Genomic DNA, 18,291 nt, shown 5'->3' with positions numbered 1-18,291 from the left:
TCCGTTGCGGGCCGAAGGACAGAACGACATGGCAAATGCCGAAGTTGGAACCAACCCGGTCATCGATGTCAGGACCATCCCCAGGATGGAACGCCATCCCCGGATTTTCGCCATGGTCGACGGGCTGTCGCTCGGCGGGACCTTGATCCTGACCAGCGACCATGACCCGCGCCCGCTGCATTACCAGCTCGAAATGGCGTTCCCGACGGAACTCACGTGGGAATATCTGGAGCAGGGGCCGGAGGTCTGGCGCGTCGAGATCGGCCGCAAGGACGGCTCGGGCTGCGACTGCTGCTGCGGCAGCGGCCACTGACGAGGTGGCGGCCGACGGCCCCAGCGCCCAGGCGACCGGCCGGCAGTGCCGCCCTCTCATCGTTCCGACGGAAACAGTCGCAGATGCCGGCGCTTTCTGGCGCAGGGATGGGATTTGATCTAATATCCGCGCCAGGTGCCGGCGCGTGCCGCGGCCGAAAGTGGCAGCGCGGTGTCCGGTCGGTGTCCACCGGTATTTGCTCTATTCGCCCAGCACGTGTGTCGACGGAGGATGGCGATGCGGAAGCTCCAGTCTCAAGGCGTTCACCACATCACGCTGGTCGGCGCCGACAGGAGGACGTCGATCGATTTCTGGGAGGGCGTGCTCGGCATGCCTTTCATCTTCGAACAGCCCAATCTCGACAGGGCCAGCGAGAGCCATCTCTATTTCGATCCCGGCGATGGACGCCTGATCACCATCTTCACCGACGAGAACCGCAAGCCGGCACCCGAGCGGACCCCGACGGACATCGGCTGCGTCCACCACATCGCTTTCGCCGTCTCGCGCGTGACCTTCCTCCAGGCCGTCGCCCGGCTCGACGAGCGCGGCATCAGGCATAGCGGGGTCAAGGACCGCGGCTTCATGGATTCGATCTATTTCGAGGATCCGCTCGGCCTGCTGATCGAACTCGCCTCCTATCGCTTCGAGCCGCCGCACGGCCATACGCACGCCGACGTGCTGATGGAAGCGCACAAGGTGAGGGTGGCGCGCGGCGACTACAACATCGCCGAGATCCACCTGGCCGACGCCATCGAAGCGCTGGCCGAGAGGAGCCGCGCGACGCTCTCGTCCGACCGGACGCCGAAGGATCCCTACACCAAGAGCTGACACAAGCAGGGAGCGATGACATGCCCGACATCAAGCTCAACGTGATCAAGCCCAGCGTCAACAACATGGCCGCGCGCGTGTTCGTCCGTGCCGCCGGTCTCGACTTCGCCGAGAACGACGTGTTCGGCCAGACCAGGTCGCCGGAATACCTGGCCATTTGCCCCGCGCATCTGACGCCGATGATCGAGACGGCGGAGCTTCCGAACGGCGCGCTCTGGGAGAGCTGCGCGATCATGCAGTATCTCAGCAACAAGCACGGGCTGGAGGGGCTTTATCCGAGCAGCCCGGAAAAGCGAGCGATGATCGACAGCGCCATGTTCTACCTGATCGGCACGTTCTATCCGTATCTGGCGCGGGCGACATATCCGGCCCTGAATTTTCCGCAATATCCGGGCGAGGTCGGCTTCAGCGATGCCGATCCTGACAGCAAGGAGAGAGCGCGCAAGGCGGCCGTCGAGGCGCTGGCCGAACCGCTCGACGTCTTCCGCAGCTTCTACATCAAGGACAAGAGGTTCATCGGTGGCGACAGGCCGTCGATCGCCGACATCCGGTTCGCCGCGACGCTGGAATTCCTGGCGGTGATCGACTATCCGCTGCCGGGCTGGGCGAAGGACTATGTCGCGGCGATGGAGGATGCGCTCGGCCAGGCCTATGCCGAGCCTGCGGCCGACGTCCGTGGCTATATCGGTTATGTGAGGTCGCAGGCCCACTGAGGCGCAAGATCCGCAGCCGACGCGTGCACGACGTCGATTGCCGCATTGCACAATCGACCGAGGCGCGCAAGATAGGGCATGGTCGCCAAACCTCTCGCCGTGCTCGTGATAGACGAAAACCGCATCCGCGCCTCGATTATCGAGGCGGGGCTGCGCGAGGCCGGCCATGACGATGTGACGCTCGTCCACGACGTTGCCGGCATCGCCCGGCGTATCGCCGAGATCAATCCCGACGTCATCGTCATCGACCTGGAAAATCCCAACCGCGACATGCTGGAGGACATGTTTCAGCTGTCGCGCGCGGTGAAGCGGCCGATCGCCATGTTCGTCGACCGCTCCGATAGCGCCTCGATCGAGGCGGCGGTCGATGCCGGTGTGTCGGCCTATGTCGTCGACGGGCTGAAGCGCGAGCGGGTCAAGCCGATCCTCGACATGGCGGTGAGCCGCTTCAATGCGTTTTCGCGCCTGTCGCGGGAACTGGAGGAGGCGCGCAGCGAGCTCGAGGACCGCAAGCTGCTCGACCGGGCCAAGGGCATCCTGATGAAGTCGCGCGGCATGTCCGAGACGGAGGCTTATGCGCTTCTGCGCAAGGCGGCGATGAACCAGAACCGCAAGCTGTCGGAGATCGCGCAGAGCCTCGTGACTGCCGCCGGACTGCTGGGAGACGACGCATGACCGACGCCCGCTTCGAGATCTCCGCCGGTTTCCTGCCACTGCTCGACAGCGCGCTGCTGGTCGCCGCCAGGGAGAAGGGCTTTGCCGCGGCCGAGGGCATCGAACTCACGCTTGTGCGTGAGACGTCGTGGGCCAGCATCCGCGACCGGCTCGCCGTCGGGCATTTCCAGGTGGCGCACATGCTGGGGCCGATGCCTATCGCCTGCAATCTCGGGCTGACGCCGCTGGCCGCGACCACCGTCGTGCCGATGGCGCTGGGCCTCGGCGGCAACGCCGTCACCGTGTCGAATGCGCTGTGGCGCGAGATGGTCGGGCATGGCGCGAGCGGGGATCTTTCGCCCGGCGCCGCTGGCAACGCGCTTCGGGGCGTCGTTGCCGACCGCGCCCGTGCCGGTGCGGCACCGCTGCGTTTTGCCGTCGTGCACCCTTATTCGGGCCACAACTACGAACTGCGCTACTGGCTCGCCGCCTGCGGCATCGATCCCGATCGCGACATCGAGATCGTCATCCTGCCGCCGCCGCTGATGGCCGATGCGCTGGGCTCGGGCGCCCTCGACGGCTTTTGCGCCGGCGAGCCGTGGAATACCGCCGCCGTCATGCTCGGCCATGGCCGCATCGTCACGGTGAAGGCCAAGATCTGGCGCTCCAGCCCGGAAAAGGTGCTGGGCGCCGACGCGCGCTGGGCCGAAGCCAATCCCGATGCGCTGGCGGCATTGCTGCGCGCCATCCATCACGCCGCGCAGTGGTGCGCCTCGCCAGCCAATCGCACTGAGCTTGCAGGCATCATGTCGGCTGCGGCCTATGTCGGGCGTCCGGCCGGCTGGATGTCGCCGGCGCTTTCGGGGCATCTCGGGACATCGACGGACAGTTCCGTCGTGGTCGAGGACTTCTTCGTGCCCCAGGCGAGGGCGGCAACCTTTCCGTGGAAGAGCCACGCGCTGTGGTTCTACAGCCAGATGGTGCGTTGGGGGCAGGCCGGGCACTCGCCCGAGAATGCCGCGATTGCCCGCGAAACCTACCGGCCCGATCTCTACCGGGCCGCGCTCAAGCCGCTGGGTGCGGCCCTGCCGGGGGCGAACGCCAAGGTCGAGGGCGCGCTGCCCGTGCCGACGCCGGTCGGGTCGGCTGGAGCCAGCCTCGTGCTCGGACCGGACGGCTTCTTCGACGGCGGCCTGTTCGATCCCGACGATCTCGACGGCTACATCGCCGCCCAGCGGGTTCTCGGCGGCTGACTTGCCGTCAATTTTTGTGCACTGCACATGAAATAGGCATGGACCGTTGCCGGCTGTACATCCCTTGATCGCCGGGCACCTGGACGGTCTGCATCGTCGTTAGTGCATAACTATCTGAAAGTAAACGGAATTGCCGCAGCCCCGCCGAGCTGGCATGGTTTGTGCATTGCGATAGACGAGGCTGAAAGGCCAGACATATCGGCGTCCAGTGGCGGGCGCCCCAGGCAAAGCTGCCGACCAGACGACCGCGATCCCGGATGTACGGACGCGCGACCCTGGCCGGCAGCTTTTTTGTTTTCGCGATCCAGACCAGCGCGGCGCCTCCCACGCCGCACAACGGAGCCGACAATGACCGCACCCTTCCAAGCCGCGCCGAGCCAGGACAATGCTCCGGCCAGGGCGCTTGCCATCTCCACCCTCGCTTTCACCGTCTGCTTTGCCGTGTGGACGATCTTTTCGATCATCGGCGTGCGCATCAAGCAGGAGCTCGGCCTGTCCGAGACGCAATTCGGGTTGCTGATCGGCACCCCGATCCTGACCGGCTCGCTGGTGCGCATCGTGCTCGGCGTGTGGACCGACCGTTTCGGCGGGCGTCTCGTCTACACCGCGACCATGCTGGCTGCGGCCATCGCCACCTTCCTGCTCGCCTTCGCCCAGACCTATGCGCAGATGCTGGTCGCCGCGCTGGGCGTCGGCCTCGCCGGCGGTTCGTTTGCGGTCGGGGTCGCCTATGTCTCGCGCTTCTTTCCCTCGGGCAGGCAGGGGACCGCACTCGGCATCTTCGGCGTCGGCAATGTCGGTGCCGCCATCACCAAGTTCCTCGCGCCCTTCGTGCTGCTCGCCGGCGGTTGGCAGGAGGTGGCGGTGATCTGGGCAGCTTGCCTCGGCTTCATGGCCTTCATCTTCTGGTTCGGCAGCGAAGACGACCCCGTCATCCGCCAGCGCCGCATCCAGGGCGCCCAGCCCAGGAGCTTCTGGAGCGAGTTCGCGCCGCTCCGCAACGTCCAGGTCTGGCGCTTCGGCCTCTATTACTTCTTCTCCTTCGGTGCCTTCGTCGCACTTGCGCTGTGGCTGCCGCGCTACCTGATCGGCGTCTACGGCTTCGACATCGTCACCGCCGGCATGATCGGCGCCGCCTATTCGATCCCGGCCAGCATCTTCCGCGCCTATGGCGGCGTGCTGTCCGACCGGGTCGGCGCGCGGACGGTGATGTACTGGACCTTCGGCATGTCGGCCATCGCGACGCTGATCCTGTCGCTGCCGACGGCCGACTATGTCGTGCGCGGCATCAGCGGGCCGATGTCGTTCCATTTCGAGGTCGGGCCGGCAGCCTTCATGGTCGTCGCCTTCGTGCTCGGCTTCTTCATGAGCCTGGGCAAGGCCGCCGTCTACAAGCACATTCCGGCCTACTACCCCGACAATGTCGGCGCCGTCGGCGGTGTCGTCGGCATGATCGGCGGCCTTGGCGGCTTCATCCTGCCCATCGCCTTCGGCGCGCTCAACGACCTCACCGGCCTGTGGTCGAGCTGCTTCATGCTGCTGTTCGCCATCGTCGTCGCCTCGCTCGTCTGGATGCACCTGTCGATCCGCAGGCTGTCGCGCGACAGCGCCGGCGAGCCGCTTCCCCTCACTGCCCAGTGATACCCTCAAGGAACACCGTTATGACCGAGAGACTTGTCATCATCGGCAACGGCATGGCCCCCGGGCGCATGCTGGAGCATCTGTTGGAAGCGGCGCCCGGCCGCTACCAGGTCACCATCTTCAACGCCGAGCCGCGCGTGAACTACAACCGCATCATGCTGTCGCCGGTCCTGTCGGGTGAGAAGGGCTATGAAGAGATCATCATCCACGGCGACGGCTGGTACATCAAGCACGGCATCACGCTCTACAAGGGCCACAGGATCGTTGCCATCGACCGCGCGGCCAAGACCGTCACGTCAGATCATGGCGTGACCGAGCCCTATGACAGGCTGGTCATCGCCACCGGCTCGGTGCCGTTCGTCATCCCTGTGCCCGGCAACGACATGGCCGGGGTGCTGAGCTACCGCGACCTCGACGACGTCAACGCCATGCTGCTTGCCGCCCAATCGCGGGCCAAGGCGATCGTCATCGGCGGTGGCCTGCTCGGCCTCGAGGCCGCAGCCGGCCTGCAGGCGCGCGGCATGGACGTGACCGTGCTGCACGTCATGCCGACGCTGATGGAGCGCCAGCTCGACCCGGCCGCCGGCTACCTGCTGCAGAAGGCAGTCGAGGCGCGCGGCATCAAGGTCATGACCAAGGCCAACACCAAGGCCATCGTCGGCAAGGGCAGGGTCGAGGGCGTGGAACTGGCCTGCGGCACCATCGTGCCGGCTACGCTCGTCGTCATGGCGGTCGGCATCCGGCCCAATGCGGCGATCGCCAGGGATGCCGGCATCGAGACCAATCGCGGCATCGTCGTCGACCAGGGCATGCGCACCTCCGATCCCGACATCCTGGCGCTCGGCGAGTGCGCCGAGGTTGGCGGCCAGGTCTACGGGCTCGTCGCGCCGCTCTACGAGATGGCGCGGGTCGCTGCCGCCCATCTCGCCGGCGACGAGGCGGCCGCCTTCGTCCACTCCGACACGCCGACCAAGCTCAAGGTCACCGGCATCGACCTCTATTCGCTCGGCGATTTCGCCGATGGCGACGACCGCGAGGAGATCGTGCTTCGCGACGCCGCTGCCGGCGTCTACAAGCGGCTGGTGCTGAGGGACAACCGTGTCATCGGCACCGTGCTCTATGGCGATACCGGCGACGGCGCCTGGTTCAACGATCTCAAGAAGAAGCGGACTGACATCTCCGAGATGCGCGAGACGCTGATCTTCGGCCAGGCCTATCAGGGAGGATCGCCGCTGGACCCTATGGCGGCCGTTGCGGCACTGGCGGATGATGCGGAAATCTGCGGCTGCAACGGCGTCTGCAAGGGCAAGATCACCGGCACCATCACCGAAAAGGGGCTGACGTCGCTCGACGACGTGCGGGCGCATACCAAGGCGTCGGCCTCGTGCGGTTCCTGCACTGGACTGGTCGAGCAGCTGATGTCGCTTACCCTCGGCGACAGCTACAACCCCGCCGCCGTGCAGCCGATGTGCACATGCACCGATCTCGGCCATGACGACGTGCGCCGGCTGATCAAGGCCAAGGGGCTGAAGACGATCCCCGAGATGATGCAGGAGCTGCAGTGGAAGACTTCCTGCGGCTGTGCCAAGTGCCGGCCAGCGCTCAACTATTACCTCGTCTGCGACTGGCCGGATGAATATGCCGACGACTACCAGTCGCGCTTCATCAACGAGCGCGTGCACGCCAACATCCAGAAGGACGGCACCTATTCGGTGGTGCCGCGGATGTGGGGCGGGGTGACGAATGCCAGCGAGTTGCGCGCCATCGCCGATGTCGTCGACAAGTTCGAGATACCGCTGGTCAAGGTGACCGGCGGCCAGCGCATCGACATGCTGGGCATCCGCAAGGAAGACCTGCCGGCGGTGTGGTCCGATCTCGGCAAGGCCGGCTTCGTCTCGGGGCACGCATATGCCAAGGGGCTTCGCACGGTGAAGACCTGCGTCGGCTCCGACTGGTGCCGTTTCGGCACCCAGGATTCGACCGGGCTCGGCATCCGCATCGAAAAGTTCATGTGGGGCTCGTGGACCCCGGCCAAGCTCAAGATGGCGGTGTCCGGTTGCCCGCGCAACTGTGCCGAGGCGACCTGCAAGGATGTCGGCGTGATCTGCGTGGACTCCGGCTTCGAGATCCACTTCGCCGGTGCCGCCGGCCTCGACATCAAGGGCACCGAGGTGCTCGGCCTGGTCAGGGACGAGGACGAGGCGCTCGAAGTCATCGTCGCACTGACGCAGATGTATCGCGAGCAGGGCCGATATCTCGAACGCATCTACAAATGGGCCAAGCGTGTCGGCGTGGCCGAGATCAGGCGCCAGATCCTCGACGATGCCGGCAAGCGCCAGGCCTATTACGAGCGCTTCGTCTTCAGCCAGAAATTCGCCCAGGTCGACCCATGGTCGGAGCGCGTCTCCGGCAAGGACAAGCACGAGTTCCGCCCGATGGCGTCGGTCGGTTTTGCGGAGGCAGCGGAATGAGCGAGATGGACTGGATCGCGATCGGCACGATCGCCGACATACCGTTGCGTGGGGCGCGCTGCGTGGACACGCCCCAGGGCAAGATCGGCGTGTTTCGCACCGCAGAGGATCAGGTCTTCGCCATCGAGGACCATTGCCCGCACAGAGGCGGGCCGCTGAGCCAGGGCATCGTGCATGGCGCTGCGGTAACCTGCCCGCTGCACAACTGGGTGTTTTCGCTGGAAACCGGCAAGGCGCTCGGCGCCGACGAAGGTTCGGTCAGGACCATCCCGCTCAAGGTCGAGGACGGGCGGCTGTTCATCGCCCTCGATCTCCTCGCTTCGAAGGCAGCCTGACCGTGACGGATGCACGCGAGGTGCGGACCGCCTGTCCCTATTGCGGGGTGGGTTGCGGCGTGCAGGCACGGGTCGCCGCGGACGGCACGGTGTCCGTGCGTGGCGACCCCGGCCATCCCGCCAATGCGGGCAAGCTCTGTTCCAAGGGCTCGGCGCTCGGCGAAACGCTCGGTCTCGACGGGCGGGTGCTTCATCCCGAGATCGCCGGCCGCCGCGCCGCCTGGGACGATGCGCTCGATTTGGTGGCCAGGCGGTTTTCCGAAACCATTGCGCAGCACGGGCCGGATTCGGTCGCCTTCTACGTCTCGGGGCAATTGCTCACCGAGGACTATTACGTCGCCAACAAGCTGATGAAGGGTTTCATCGGCTCGGCCAACATCGACACCAATTCGCGGCTGTGCATGGCATCCAGCGTCGCCGGCCACAAACGCGCCTTCGGCGAAGATATCGTGCCCGGCGTCTACGCGGATTTCGAGGAGGCCGATCTCGTCGTGCTCGTCGGGTCCAACACCGCCTGGTGTCATCCGATCCTCTACCAACGCCTGCTTGCCGCGTGGGCCGAGCGCGGCACCAGGATCGTCGTCATCGATCCGCGCCGCACGGCAACCGCTGCGGAGTGCGACCTGCACCTGCAGCTGAAGCCGGGCACCGACGTGCTGTTGTTCAATGGCCTGCTGGCGCATCTCGCGGGCTGCGGCGCCGTCGACCAGGCCTATGTCGCCGCCCACACGTCGGGCTTCGACGCGACGCTCGGCCTTGCCGTCGCCGACGCGCCATCGGTGAGGCGTGTCGCCGACGGCTGCGATCTCGATCCCGCCGATGTGGCGACTTTCTACGGCTGGTTCGCTTCGACGGAGCGGACCGTCACCGTCTACAGCCAGGGCGTCAACCAGTCGGCGCACGGCACCGACAAGGTCAATGCGATCCTCAACTGCCACCTGGCGACGGGGCGCATCGGCAGGCCGGGCATGGGGCCGTTTTCGGTCACCGGCCAGCCCAACGCCATGGGCGGCCGCGAGGTCGGCGGCCTCGCCAACCAGCTTGCCGCGCATATGGGATTCGACGATCCGTCGGCGCCGGAACGCGTCGGCCGCTTCTGGAACGCGCCCGACATTGCCCGCAGGCCGGGGCTCAAGGCGGTGGACATGTTCGAGGCGGTTGGCGACGGGCGCATCAAGGCGCTGTGGGTGATGGGCACCAACCCCGCCGTCAGCATGCCGGATGCCGGCAAGGTGCGTGCGGCGCTGAAGACGTGCCAATTCGTCGTCGTCTCGGATGTCACCCGCACCGACACCAGCCACTTCGCCGACGTGCTCCTGCCTGCTGCCGCCTGGGGCGAGAAGGACGGCACGGTGACCAATTCCGAGCGCCTGATATCGCGCCAGAAATCGTTCCTGCCGATGCCGGGCGACGTCAGGCCGGACTGGTGGATCGTCTCGGAGGTCGCCCGGCGCATGGGTTTTGCCGAAGCCTTCGACCATCCGGGTCCGGCAGCGATTTTTCGCGAGCATGCCGCACTTTCCGCCTTCGAGAATGACGGCGCCCGCCTGTTCGACATTGGCGGCCTGGCCGGTCTCACCGACGCCGAATACGACGCGCTTGTGCCATTGCATTGGCCGTTTCCCATAGGCGCGTCGGCTGGGGCGCAACGGTTGCTCGGCGATGGCCTGTTTCCCACTGCCGACGGCCGCGCCCGTTTCGTGGCCGTCCGCCAGGAAGGCGCGGCACTGCCGGTCGACGCGGCGTTTCCGCTCGTTCTCAACACCGGCCGGTTGCGCGACCAGTGGCACACCATGACCCGCACCGGCAGGGTGCCGCGCCTGATGGCCAATGCGCCGGAGCCGGCTGTAGAACTCAACGCTTCCGACGCGGCCGCGCAGGGGATCGCCGACGGCGACCTCGTCCGCATCGATAGCCGCTATGGCTGCGTCCGGGCCAAGGCGCGGATTGGCATCGGCCAGCGCATGGGCGAGGCGTTTTTGCCGATGCACTGGAGCGGGCGCTTTGCCGCCAACGCCGCGGCCGGATCGCTGTCGGCGCCGGTCACGGACCCGTTCTCCGGCCAGCCGGAACTCAAGCACGTTCCGGTGCGCATCATGCGCGAGCCGGTCGCCTGGGCCGGCGTGCTGATGACCCGACGCGACATCAGGCCGACAGGGTTGGTCCACTGGAGCCGGGCGGCGGTGGCGGGTGGATGGGTCTACGAATTGTCCGGCACCGAGCCGCCGGAGCAAGGCATCCTGCTCGCCCGGCGGCTGGTCGACGTGGTGCCGGCCGACCAGTTGCTCGAATACACCGACCGGCGAACCTCGACCTTCCGCGCCGCGGCGACCGACGGCGAAGGCAGGCTTGCCGAAGCATTGCTGGTGGCGCCGCAGGGGCATCTGCCCGAACGCGACTGGCTGCTGTCGCTGCTTGCTTCGGGCGAGCCGCTGTCGCCGCTCGACCGGCGCGCGCTTTTGTCGGGGCGTGCGCCGGTGCCGGTGCCGGCGGTCGGCCGCATCGTCTGCTCGTGTTTCAATGTCGGGGTGAACCAGCTCGCGGCGGCAATCTCGGGCGGCAGCGACAGCCTCGACGAGATCGGCAAGGTCCTGAAAGCCGGCACCAATTGCGGTTCCTGCCGGTCGGAGATCAGGGCGATGCTCGATGCCGGGCAGCTTCAGGCAGCGGAGTGACGTTCCTCAGCTGCCGGCATGGGCGATGTGCTGGAACCGGCGGAACATGCGCCAGCCGGTGGCCGCCAGCCTGTCGGCGGGCGGGGCGACCGGCAGGACCGGCTGGGTCAGCAGGCGGCGCAATTCGGCCGGCCCGACCTCGCTGGTCATGACGATGCGCGACAGCGTGAACGGATCCTCGGTCGTCGTTGTCAAGGCATGGCGCACGCGGCAGGCCGACTGGAAACCGGCCCCGCGGACGAGCGCGCGGGTGGTGCGGCTGGAATAGCCGTGCGGATAGGCGAAGCTGTGCACCGGCCGCTTCAGCCCGTGTTCCAGGGCAAGCTTGCTGTCGAGGATTTCGCGCGCGGCCTCTGTCGGCGACAGGATGTCGAGCTGCGGGTGGCTGACGGTGTGCGCGCCGATCTCGATGCCTTCGCAGGCAAGACCGCGAAGCTCGTTCCAGTCGAGCATGCGGCGTTCGCCTTCGCCGCAGGCGGTGAGCCATTCGCTGGTCTTTCCGACGAAGCCGGAGACGACATAGAGCGTGGCGGCGAAGCCGTAGCGCTCCAGCACCGGCATGGCACCGGTGAGAAAATCGCACAATCCGTCATCGAAGGTGATGACTACCGTGCGCGGCGGCACGGGTCGGTGCTCGCGGAAGATGGTCGCCAGCGCCGACATCGTCACCGGGCGGTAGCCGCCTTCGACCAGAACCTTCATGTGCTGGTCGAGTTCGTCCGGCGTCATCATCCAGCGCCGGTAGGCCGGGGCGCAGTCGGTGTCGATGCTGTGATAGAGCAGGATGGGCACGGTTGGACGCATGGCGGTCGACCCTCCTTTGGCATAGGTGTCCTGTCCGTTTTCCGTCCGCGCGACACCGGGTGCCGGGCGTCGGGAGGCGGCATAGCGGCTGCGCAGGTAGTTGGGAACGCCGGCCGCGATGCCCAGCCGCTCGCGCCAGATCAGGGTGCCGGGATAGTCGCCGGGAAGGCGCTGGTTCTTGGGCGAGGTCGGGCCGGCCATGTGGGCGATGCCCGCCGGCATGGCGCGTGCCAGCTGCAGGGCCGCAGGCGGATCGTCGACCACGACCTTGGTCAGATAGGCGCCCAGGCCCATGCCGTAGCCGTAGGCCTGGCGGCGCATGCCGTCCTCGCCGCGGCGATGGTGATGCCAGACGAGCGCGCGCGGTTCGTAGACCAGCTGGAAGCCGGCCTGGACGACGGCGTAGAAAGAGGCGAGGTCGTCGCCGCCGCGCGCAACGGTGCCGGCGCCAAGGGCGGAATCGAAGCCGCCGATCTGGCGCAGCGCGTCGGTCCGGAACGCCATGTTGGCGCCCGATCCGAACTGGCCGGCGGTAAAGGGAAACAGCGACCCGGACGGCCGGTTGCCGGCAAGGTCAAAGACCTTGCGCGCAAATCCCTTGCCGAAGCCGCCGTGGCGCTCGGTCCAAAACTGCGCACGGGTGTCGAGCTCGGCGGGCAGGATCAGGCCGGTGACGCAGCCGACCCGGCCGGCCCGGTCGAAGTTCGCCGCCATCGCGGCCACCCAGTTGGGATCGACGATGACGTCGTCGTCGGTGAACAGCGCAAGCTCGGAAGAGATGTTGGCGAGGCCGGCATTGTGGGCGCGGCCGAGACCGGGGACATCCTCCCTGACATAACGCACGGCCTTGCCCCGGGCATAGCGCGCGGCGATCAGATCGGCGGTCTGGCGATCCGAAGGCGCGTTGTCGACGACGACGATATCGAAGGGCTCATAGGTCTGGAGAAGCAGCGAATCGAGGCACCGGGCCAGGCTTTCGGCACGGTTGCGGGTGGCGATGACGACGCTGGCGAACGGGCCTTCCTTCTTCGGCAGCGGCGCGTCGTGCTGCAAGGCGCCGTCCTGGACCGCCTTGTCCCCGGCGATCCTGGCGCGCAGGTCGAACGTGGTCAGCACGTCGCCGTCGAAGGCAAACTCCATGATCGAGACCGGGCGGCCCAGCCGCCTGACAAGGCAGAACACGCCGCCATAACGCTCGCCGCTGACGGGGTCGCGCATCTGCACGTCGTTCATCGGCCGGCAGACATCGACATCGAGGACCTTGATCGGGCGGAACTGCGCTTCGCTCATGCCTGCCTCCATGCCCGGTTCAGCCGCGCGCCGAAATAACCCCAGGCCGTGTAGCCCAGTCCGAAGACGATGCCGCCGGCTCGCGCCAGCGCCCATGGGTCGAGCTTGAGCACGCTGTCGCCGAGGGCGCGCAGGACCCCGGCGGGCAGCACGCGCATGACGTAGCGCTGTTCGCTGGCGAGCCCGTCCAGGGCCCCCACCGCCTTGACGACCTGGGTCTTGGAGCGGCCTTCAGCGAGGCAACGCTTGCGGAAATAGCGCCAGCGCGCGCGCTCGGCGGTGACCTGGTGATGCACGCTCATCTGCGGGTCGTAGAGGATGAGGGCTCCGGGCATGGCCTGGGTGGCGCGGATGCAGAGCTCGGTCTCTTCGCAGCCGGCGGCATCGGCGGCGGTGCGGCCGATGCCTTCGCGAAACCCGCCGGTCAGCTCGAAGACGGTCCGGCGGAACGACATGTTGCAGCCGATGGGATTGCGCACAGGTTCGATCCGGTCCGGCTGGCCGCGATAACTGCAGCCGACAACCCACTGGAATTCTTCGGGAAACCAGCGCGGCCGGTCAACCTGCCACAACGGCAGCACGCGGCCGCCGACACCGATGACCGAGGGGTTGCCGTAGTGCGGCAGCATGCGCGCCAGCCAGTAGGGATCGGCGATGGCGTCGTCGTCGAGGAAGGCCAGGATGTCGCCGCCGGCACGCCGGATTCCGGTGTTGCGGGCGCCTGAAAGGCCTCGCGCGCCTTCATTGACGATCACGGCCAGGGCCGGATAGGCAGCAAAGACATGGAGCCACAGCGGCGTGTTGTGGTCGATGACCACGATGATCTCCTTCGGCTTGCTGCGTTGGGCAAGCACGGAGGCGATGGCGCGGTGAAGCTGCTCCCGGCGATCGTCGGAATAGGCACATATGATGACTGATACCGTATCCCCCGACGCCGCCATGACCGCCCGCCTAGATGCTGGGTTGTTGCAGTCCGGCTGTCGTGCGGCGGCGCGCCGGCACCTTGGGCAATGGTGAAATGCCCAGCCTGACAATCGTCTTGAGCACGCGCCAGCCATCGGGGAAGGTGCGCAGGTTGCTGGTACCGTGGATGCGCGGGAACTCCTTGCTGGCAACCTCGAAAACGTTGAGGTCGGCGCGCAGCGCCTGCACGTTCATCTGGGTCTCGATCTCGAAACCCGTTGCCTGCTCGAGGTTGAGGCAAGGCAGCACGTCGCGCCAGAAGGCGTTGTAGCCGTAGCAGAGATCGGTGAACTTGCCGCCGAAGCGCAGGCGCACGAGGCGGAGCAGGCCCCAGTTGCCAAGCTTGCGGTACCACTCCATGTCGGTGGTGTCGCCGCCCTGCATGAAGCGGGAGCCCTTGACGAAGTCGGCGCCGGCGAGGAGCGCGCCGACGAAAGCGGGGATTTCGCCCGGGTCGGCCGAGCCGTCGGCGTCCAGCGTGATGATGATGTCGCCCTTGGCGGCGCTGAAGCCGGTGTAGAGCGCAGCGCCCTTGCCGCGCTTCTCCTGCTGCAGGACAATGATGTCGGGCAGCAGTTCGCGTGCAACGGCAATGGTGTCGTCAGTGGAATTTCCATCCACAAGGATGACTTCATCGACCCAGGCTGGAATGTGAGGAAGAACGTGCGGCAAGTTCTTGGCTTCGTTCATGGCCGGAACCACGACGCTGATCCGCGGAGAGCCGCCGAGGGGCATTCCTGCCGCCTTGAAGATTTCCATAGCAGGTCGATGCGGGAATGCTACCGCCGTCATAACGCTTACTCCAACCCAAAGGTGGCGGCATTACCTGACGACTACGCGAACCAAACAGACCGGACGCAGAATAGCACCCTGGTGACAATGACAATTTCGCAACCAGGTTGTTCCCGTGGAAAATCTGGACGCAAGTGTTTGTAAGCCCCACTCGCCAACTGAACTGTACCAATTTGTTTACCTTTTGTAAACCATGGTTAATATTCGTATCTATATGATGAAAATCAGTATACATAACGAAATACCGTACTTGTATGAAAGTGTTAGATTGTTGTCTTTGCCTAGATTATCTTTTGTTTAGATTTTTTGGAGAGTGTCGAAATTGTGAATCTACGCTTATTGGGGGTGGTGTATCAATTTGACATTCGTATATTATGCATCGCTTTAATATCGTTTCTTCGGTGGTTACCTCGCATTGCGCGTTCCGGCAGCTTGATTGAGCGGCGAAAAGCGCGCGCTGGTTGCATATTCGGGAACGTTCACGCGGTCGGTCGCAATATTGTGATCGGCGGCCAAAGCGGCGGGTCATGGCATCTGCCGGGCGTCCGGCACGAGCGCTGGAGGGGCGCCGGCTGCTTTCCACAACTGATTGTTAGCTCTGGCGCATATAGCGTGCGCTAGCGAATGACGCTCGATCCTCTCCATGTTAGATTGCAGCCTGACCAATGCGGCGGGGTCAGTCCGAGTAACGGCACGCAGTTGCAGTGTCGCTTTTCCATTCCGCGCCATGCGGATTGTTCGAGGGTCCAATTTGCCTAGTTCGCACCAGCCTGAAAAACCCGGAAAACACGACGCCGTCGATGCCTGGGTCGTCCTGATGAAAAAGTGGGACACCGCCTACAAGGACTATCTGTCCGCGCGCAATGCGCGCGCCGCCGGCGAAGCCGGTTCGGGTGAGGCGAGCGCCGAGCTCAAGCGCAACGAAGCCGAGGCGCTGGCGCTGCTGGCCGAAATCAAGGCGGAGATGGACCGGGTGGTTGCCGAGACACGGCAGCGGCGCGAGCCGATCGGCGAGACCATCGTCATCGGATCGATCAGCGCCGGCGAAGCGGACGATGCCGGCGACACGGACAAGTCCCCGACCGACCGTTGATGTCCCAACGATCGGCCGTGTTCAGGCGCCTGGCCCTTGGCTGTGCTCGCCGGTGACGGCGCCGGTCATTCCGGGCGCAGGAAGCGACCGTTGACCCAGCCTTCCTGGCCGCGGTAGCGTACCTTGCACCAGCTCTGTCCATCCTGGCAGCCGAGATTGCGCAGGCCACCTGCGTCGAACGGGATCTCGGCGAGGACGGAGCCGCGCGGCGACGGCGTCGAACGCATGTTGAGCACGTCGTTGGGCGTCACGCCGACGACGCGCCAGGAGCGCGGTCCCGGCATCGGGTCGGGGCCTGGAGCAGGGCCGGGCTCCACGCCGCCGCGGCCGAAGATCGAGACGTTGAGCGAGAAGGGCGCCGGCCGGTTGCGCCGGGCTTCGGCGCGCACGAGGTAGATCTGGATGGTGTAGAGGCCGGAGGCCGGCAGGCGGCCGTCCCATTGGGTCTGCTCGCGGGCGATGGCGCGGCCGCGCGGATCGAGTACATTGAAATAGAGGAAGGTGTTGCGCGAATTGAGGTCGAGGCTCATGCGCTGGCCGGCACGCGCCTCGAGCCGGTAGGATGCGCTGATGCGGCCGATGACGATGCCTCGCACCGTCGTCTGCGTCGCGCCCGGGCGCATGCGCAGGGTTTCCACGCGTTCCTGCGCCGCCGCGACCTGCGGCAGGGCCGGCGCAAATGCCAGCATGAGTGCCAGAAATAGACTGCTGCGTCGCATGATTGCCGCTCCCTGGAAGAGAATCTGTCGCGATCCTAGCGCAATGGTTGCGGGAGGGAAGCCTGCGGCTGAAGCTTGTCGTCGCGGCAGGAGTCCAGTTTAGCCGCCGCTGATCGCGGTGAGCACGAACACTTCGACGCCTGGCTTGAGCTTTGTCTTCAGCGTGGCGCGTTCGCCCTCGACGAAGACGTTGATGTGCTTGCGGATGGCGGGGCGGCTGTCGCAGAGGCGGTCGCGCATGCCGGGCCAGCTTTTGTCGAGCTGGTCGACCATGTCGCGGACGGTCGCGGCGGGCACCTCGACCCGGCGCGGCGCGCCGGGAAACAGGTCGACCAGAACGCCGGGCAGGCGCACCACGACGGCGGCAACGGCGGCCGGTCTGGCTTCGGGGGCAGGGGTGTTGTCCACGAGCCGTGCCTCAGCCGTCGACGACGAGGGTTTCCACCGACAGGATCGACGGCAGGTGCTGGGTGACGTCGATCCAGCTCTCGCCCTCGTCGGCGCTGGCGAACAGCGCACCCGAACTGGTGCCGAAATAGACACCTGCCGGGTCGAGCCTGTCGGTCGCCATCGCCTGGCGCAGCACGCCGATATAGGCATTTTCCTGCGGCAGGCCGTTGCGCATCGCCTGCCATTCGCTGCCGGCGCTTCGGGTGCGCCAGACCGCCGCCTTGGCGTCGGGCACGTAGCGGCCGGCGCTGTCGCCGTTGAGCGGCACGAGGTACAGCGTTTCAGGGTCGCGCGGATGGGCGGCGGCCGGGAAGCCGAAGGTCGAGGGCAGGCCCTTTTCGATGCTGACCCAGCGCTTGCCGCCATCGTCGGAGCGATACATGCCGCAATGGTTCTGCTGGTAGAGCCGGTTCGGCATGCCCGGCGCCATGACCAGATTGTGCACGCACTGGCCGAATTCGGGATAGTTCTCGCCCTCGGGCATGAAGTCGGCGCGGGTGCCGAGGTTGCGCGGCTCCCAGGTCTTGCCGCCGTCGCCGGTGTAGAAGACGCCGGCCGCCGATATGCCGATCCAGATGCGGTCGTGGTCGGCGGGGTCGATGACCAGCGAATGCAGGATCAGGCCGGCACCGCCGGGGTTCCAGTGCGGCCGGGACGGATGCTTCTGCAGGCCCTCGACGTGGCTCCAGCTCCGGCCATCGTCGTCGCTGCGGAACAGCCCCGCCGGCTGGACGCCGGCATAGAGGCTGCCATTGCCCTTGGCGAGGCTCCACACCGCCTTGATCGGCTCCTCGCCTTCGGCATAAGCGAGCCCTTCGCTCGAATGCGTCCAGGTCTCGCCGAGGTCGGTCGATTTCCACACCGCCGGGCCGAACCATTCGTTGCCGCCAGCACCCCAGATGGTGCGGGTCGCCGGATCGGCGACGACATGGTTCATCGGCCAGGTCTCGCAGAACGGACCTCGCAGCTTCCACGAACGCCTTTCCGCATTGCTCTCGGCGATGAAGGCGCCTTTCTTGGTGCCCAGCAGGACAAGGACTTTCTCGGCCATCGTTCTCTCCCACGGATGCGCCATCCTCAGAAACTGAATCCGGACCGGCGGCTATCGCATTCGAATATATGGCGTTCCCATCCGCCCGCGGCTTGCTCGCTGGCGCCCCGGCTGCTCTCCGGTGCTGCCGTCCGTCAGGTGGATGCAGCGAGCTTAACGGCATTGCCGCAGGCCGAACAGCTTGCCGTTGCCGGTCTACTGACAAATGGCGGCCTGCCGGTGCATGCCTGCAAGGACATTCAGGTT

At 66.2% G+C, this 18,291-nt stretch carries 16 protein-coding genes; 10 read left to right on the top strand and 6 right to left on the bottom strand.

Going from position 1 to position 18,291, the window contains the following annotated elements; all coding sequences use genetic code 11:
- The first annotated feature begins 28 nt into the window (after positions 1–28).
- The 9 genes from ASC75_RS02105 (at position 29) to ASC75_RS02065 (ending at position 10,883) form a co-directional block, all read left to right on the top strand.
- Positions 29–313 carry a DUF2249 domain-containing protein gene (locus ASC75_RS02105; RefSeq protein WP_055970005.1) on the top strand — a complete coding sequence of 95 codons (285 nt, stop codon included), beginning with the start codon at positions 29–31 and terminating at the stop codon, positions 311–313.
- Positions 314–550: 237 nt separating this feature from the next.
- Positions 551–1,141: a VOC family protein gene (locus ASC75_RS02100; RefSeq protein WP_055970620.1), complete on the top strand. Its 591-nt coding sequence runs from the start codon at positions 551–553 to the stop codon at positions 1,139–1,141.
- A gap of 20 nt (positions 1,142–1,161) precedes the next feature.
- A complete protein-coding gene (locus tag ASC75_RS02095) occupies positions 1,162–1,854 on the top strand; it encodes a glutathione S-transferase family protein (RefSeq protein ID WP_055970002.1) in 693 nt (230 codons plus the stop codon).
- Positions 1,855–1,932: 78 nt separating this feature from the next.
- Entirely contained in the window at positions 1,933–2,529 is a 597-nt protein-coding gene (locus tag ASC75_RS02090; protein WP_055969999.1) for an ANTAR domain-containing response regulator, read from the top strand.
- Positions 2,526–3,761, top strand: a complete 1,236-nt coding sequence (locus ASC75_RS02085; protein ID WP_055969996.1) for a CmpA/NrtA family ABC transporter substrate-binding protein — start codon at positions 2,526–2,528, stop codon at positions 3,759–3,761. Before ASC75_RS02090 ends, ASC75_RS02085 begins: the two co-directional genes overlap by 4 nt.
- 348 nt (positions 3,762–4,109) lie before the next feature.
- Entirely contained in the window at positions 4,110–5,402 is a 1,293-nt protein-coding gene (locus ASC75_RS02080; RefSeq protein WP_055969993.1) for a nitrate/nitrite transporter, read from the top strand.
- A gap of 20 nt (positions 5,403–5,422) precedes the next feature.
- On the top strand, positions 5,423–7,873 hold the full coding sequence (gene nirB, locus ASC75_RS02075; protein ID WP_055969990.1) for a nitrite reductase large subunit NirB: 2,451 nt from the start codon (positions 5,423–5,425) through the stop codon (positions 7,871–7,873).
- Between the two features lie 5 nt (positions 7,874–7,878).
- On the top strand, positions 7,879–8,208 hold the full coding sequence (gene nirD / locus ASC75_RS02070) for a nitrite reductase small subunit NirD (RefSeq protein WP_055970619.1): 330 nt from the start codon (positions 7,879–7,881) through the stop codon (positions 8,206–8,208).
- Positions 8,205–10,883: a nitrate reductase gene (locus tag ASC75_RS02065; protein ID WP_055970618.1), complete on the top strand. Its 2,679-nt coding sequence runs from the start codon at positions 8,205–8,207 to the stop codon at positions 10,881–10,883. Before nirD ends, ASC75_RS02065 begins: the two co-directional genes overlap by 4 nt.
- A gap of 6 nt (positions 10,884–10,889) precedes the next feature.
- Here the strand turns inward: ASC75_RS02065 and ASC75_RS02060 are convergent, their stop codons facing one another.
- From ASC75_RS02060 to ASC75_RS02050, 3 genes are read right to left on the bottom strand one after another with little or no spacing between them, the layout of a single operon-like run.
- Positions 10,890–12,977, bottom strand: a complete 2,088-nt coding sequence (locus ASC75_RS02060; RefSeq protein ID WP_162244880.1) for a polysaccharide deacetylase family protein — start codon at positions 12,975–12,977, stop codon at positions 10,890–10,892.
- Positions 12,974–13,918 carry a glycosyltransferase family 2 protein gene (locus ASC75_RS02055; RefSeq protein ID WP_055969985.1) on the bottom strand — a complete coding sequence of 315 codons (945 nt, stop codon included), beginning with the start codon at positions 13,916–13,918 and terminating at the stop codon, positions 12,974–12,976. Before ASC75_RS02055 ends, ASC75_RS02060 begins: the two co-directional genes overlap by 4 nt.
- A 10-nt stretch (positions 13,919–13,928) precedes the next feature.
- Positions 13,929–14,675 (bottom strand): glycosyltransferase family 2 protein, encoded by a 747-nt coding sequence (locus tag ASC75_RS02050; RefSeq protein ID WP_200943430.1) that lies wholly within the window; start codon positions 14,673–14,675, stop codon positions 13,929–13,931.
- An 874-nt stretch (positions 14,676–15,549) separates the two neighbouring features.
- Here ASC75_RS02050 and ASC75_RS02045 point away from each other — a divergent pair.
- Positions 15,550–15,825, top strand: a complete 276-nt coding sequence (locus ASC75_RS02045; RefSeq protein WP_156381066.1) for a hypothetical protein — start codon at positions 15,550–15,552, stop codon at positions 15,823–15,825.
- Positions 15,826–15,890: 65 nt separating this feature from the next.
- Here the strand turns inward: ASC75_RS02045 and ASC75_RS02040 are convergent, their stop codons facing one another.
- The 3 genes from ASC75_RS02040 to ASC75_RS02030 form a co-directional block, all read right to left on the bottom strand.
- A complete protein-coding gene (locus tag ASC75_RS02040) occupies positions 15,891–16,544 on the bottom strand; it encodes an SH3 domain-containing protein (RefSeq protein WP_082496349.1) in 654 nt (217 codons plus the stop codon).
- 99 nt (positions 16,545–16,643) lie between these two features.
- On the bottom strand, positions 16,644–16,952 hold the full coding sequence (locus tag ASC75_RS02035) for a MoaD/ThiS family protein (protein ID WP_055969978.1): 309 nt from the start codon (positions 16,950–16,952) through the stop codon (positions 16,644–16,646).
- A gap of 10 nt (positions 16,953–16,962) precedes the next feature.
- Positions 16,963–18,045, bottom strand: a complete 1,083-nt coding sequence (locus ASC75_RS02030) for a hypothetical protein (RefSeq protein ID WP_055969975.1) — start codon at positions 18,043–18,045, stop codon at positions 16,963–16,965.
- Between the last annotated feature and the right edge of the window lie 246 nt (positions 18,046–18,291).

The sequence above is a fragment of the Aminobacter sp. DSM 101952 genome (genome assembly GCF_001424795.1).
In the GTDB taxonomy this organism is placed as follows: domain Bacteria; phylum Pseudomonadota; class Alphaproteobacteria; order Rhizobiales; family Rhizobiaceae; genus Aminobacter; species Aminobacter aganoensis.
Note: the sequence above shows the minus strand (reverse complement) of the source record. Positions and strands in the feature narration are given on the sequence as shown.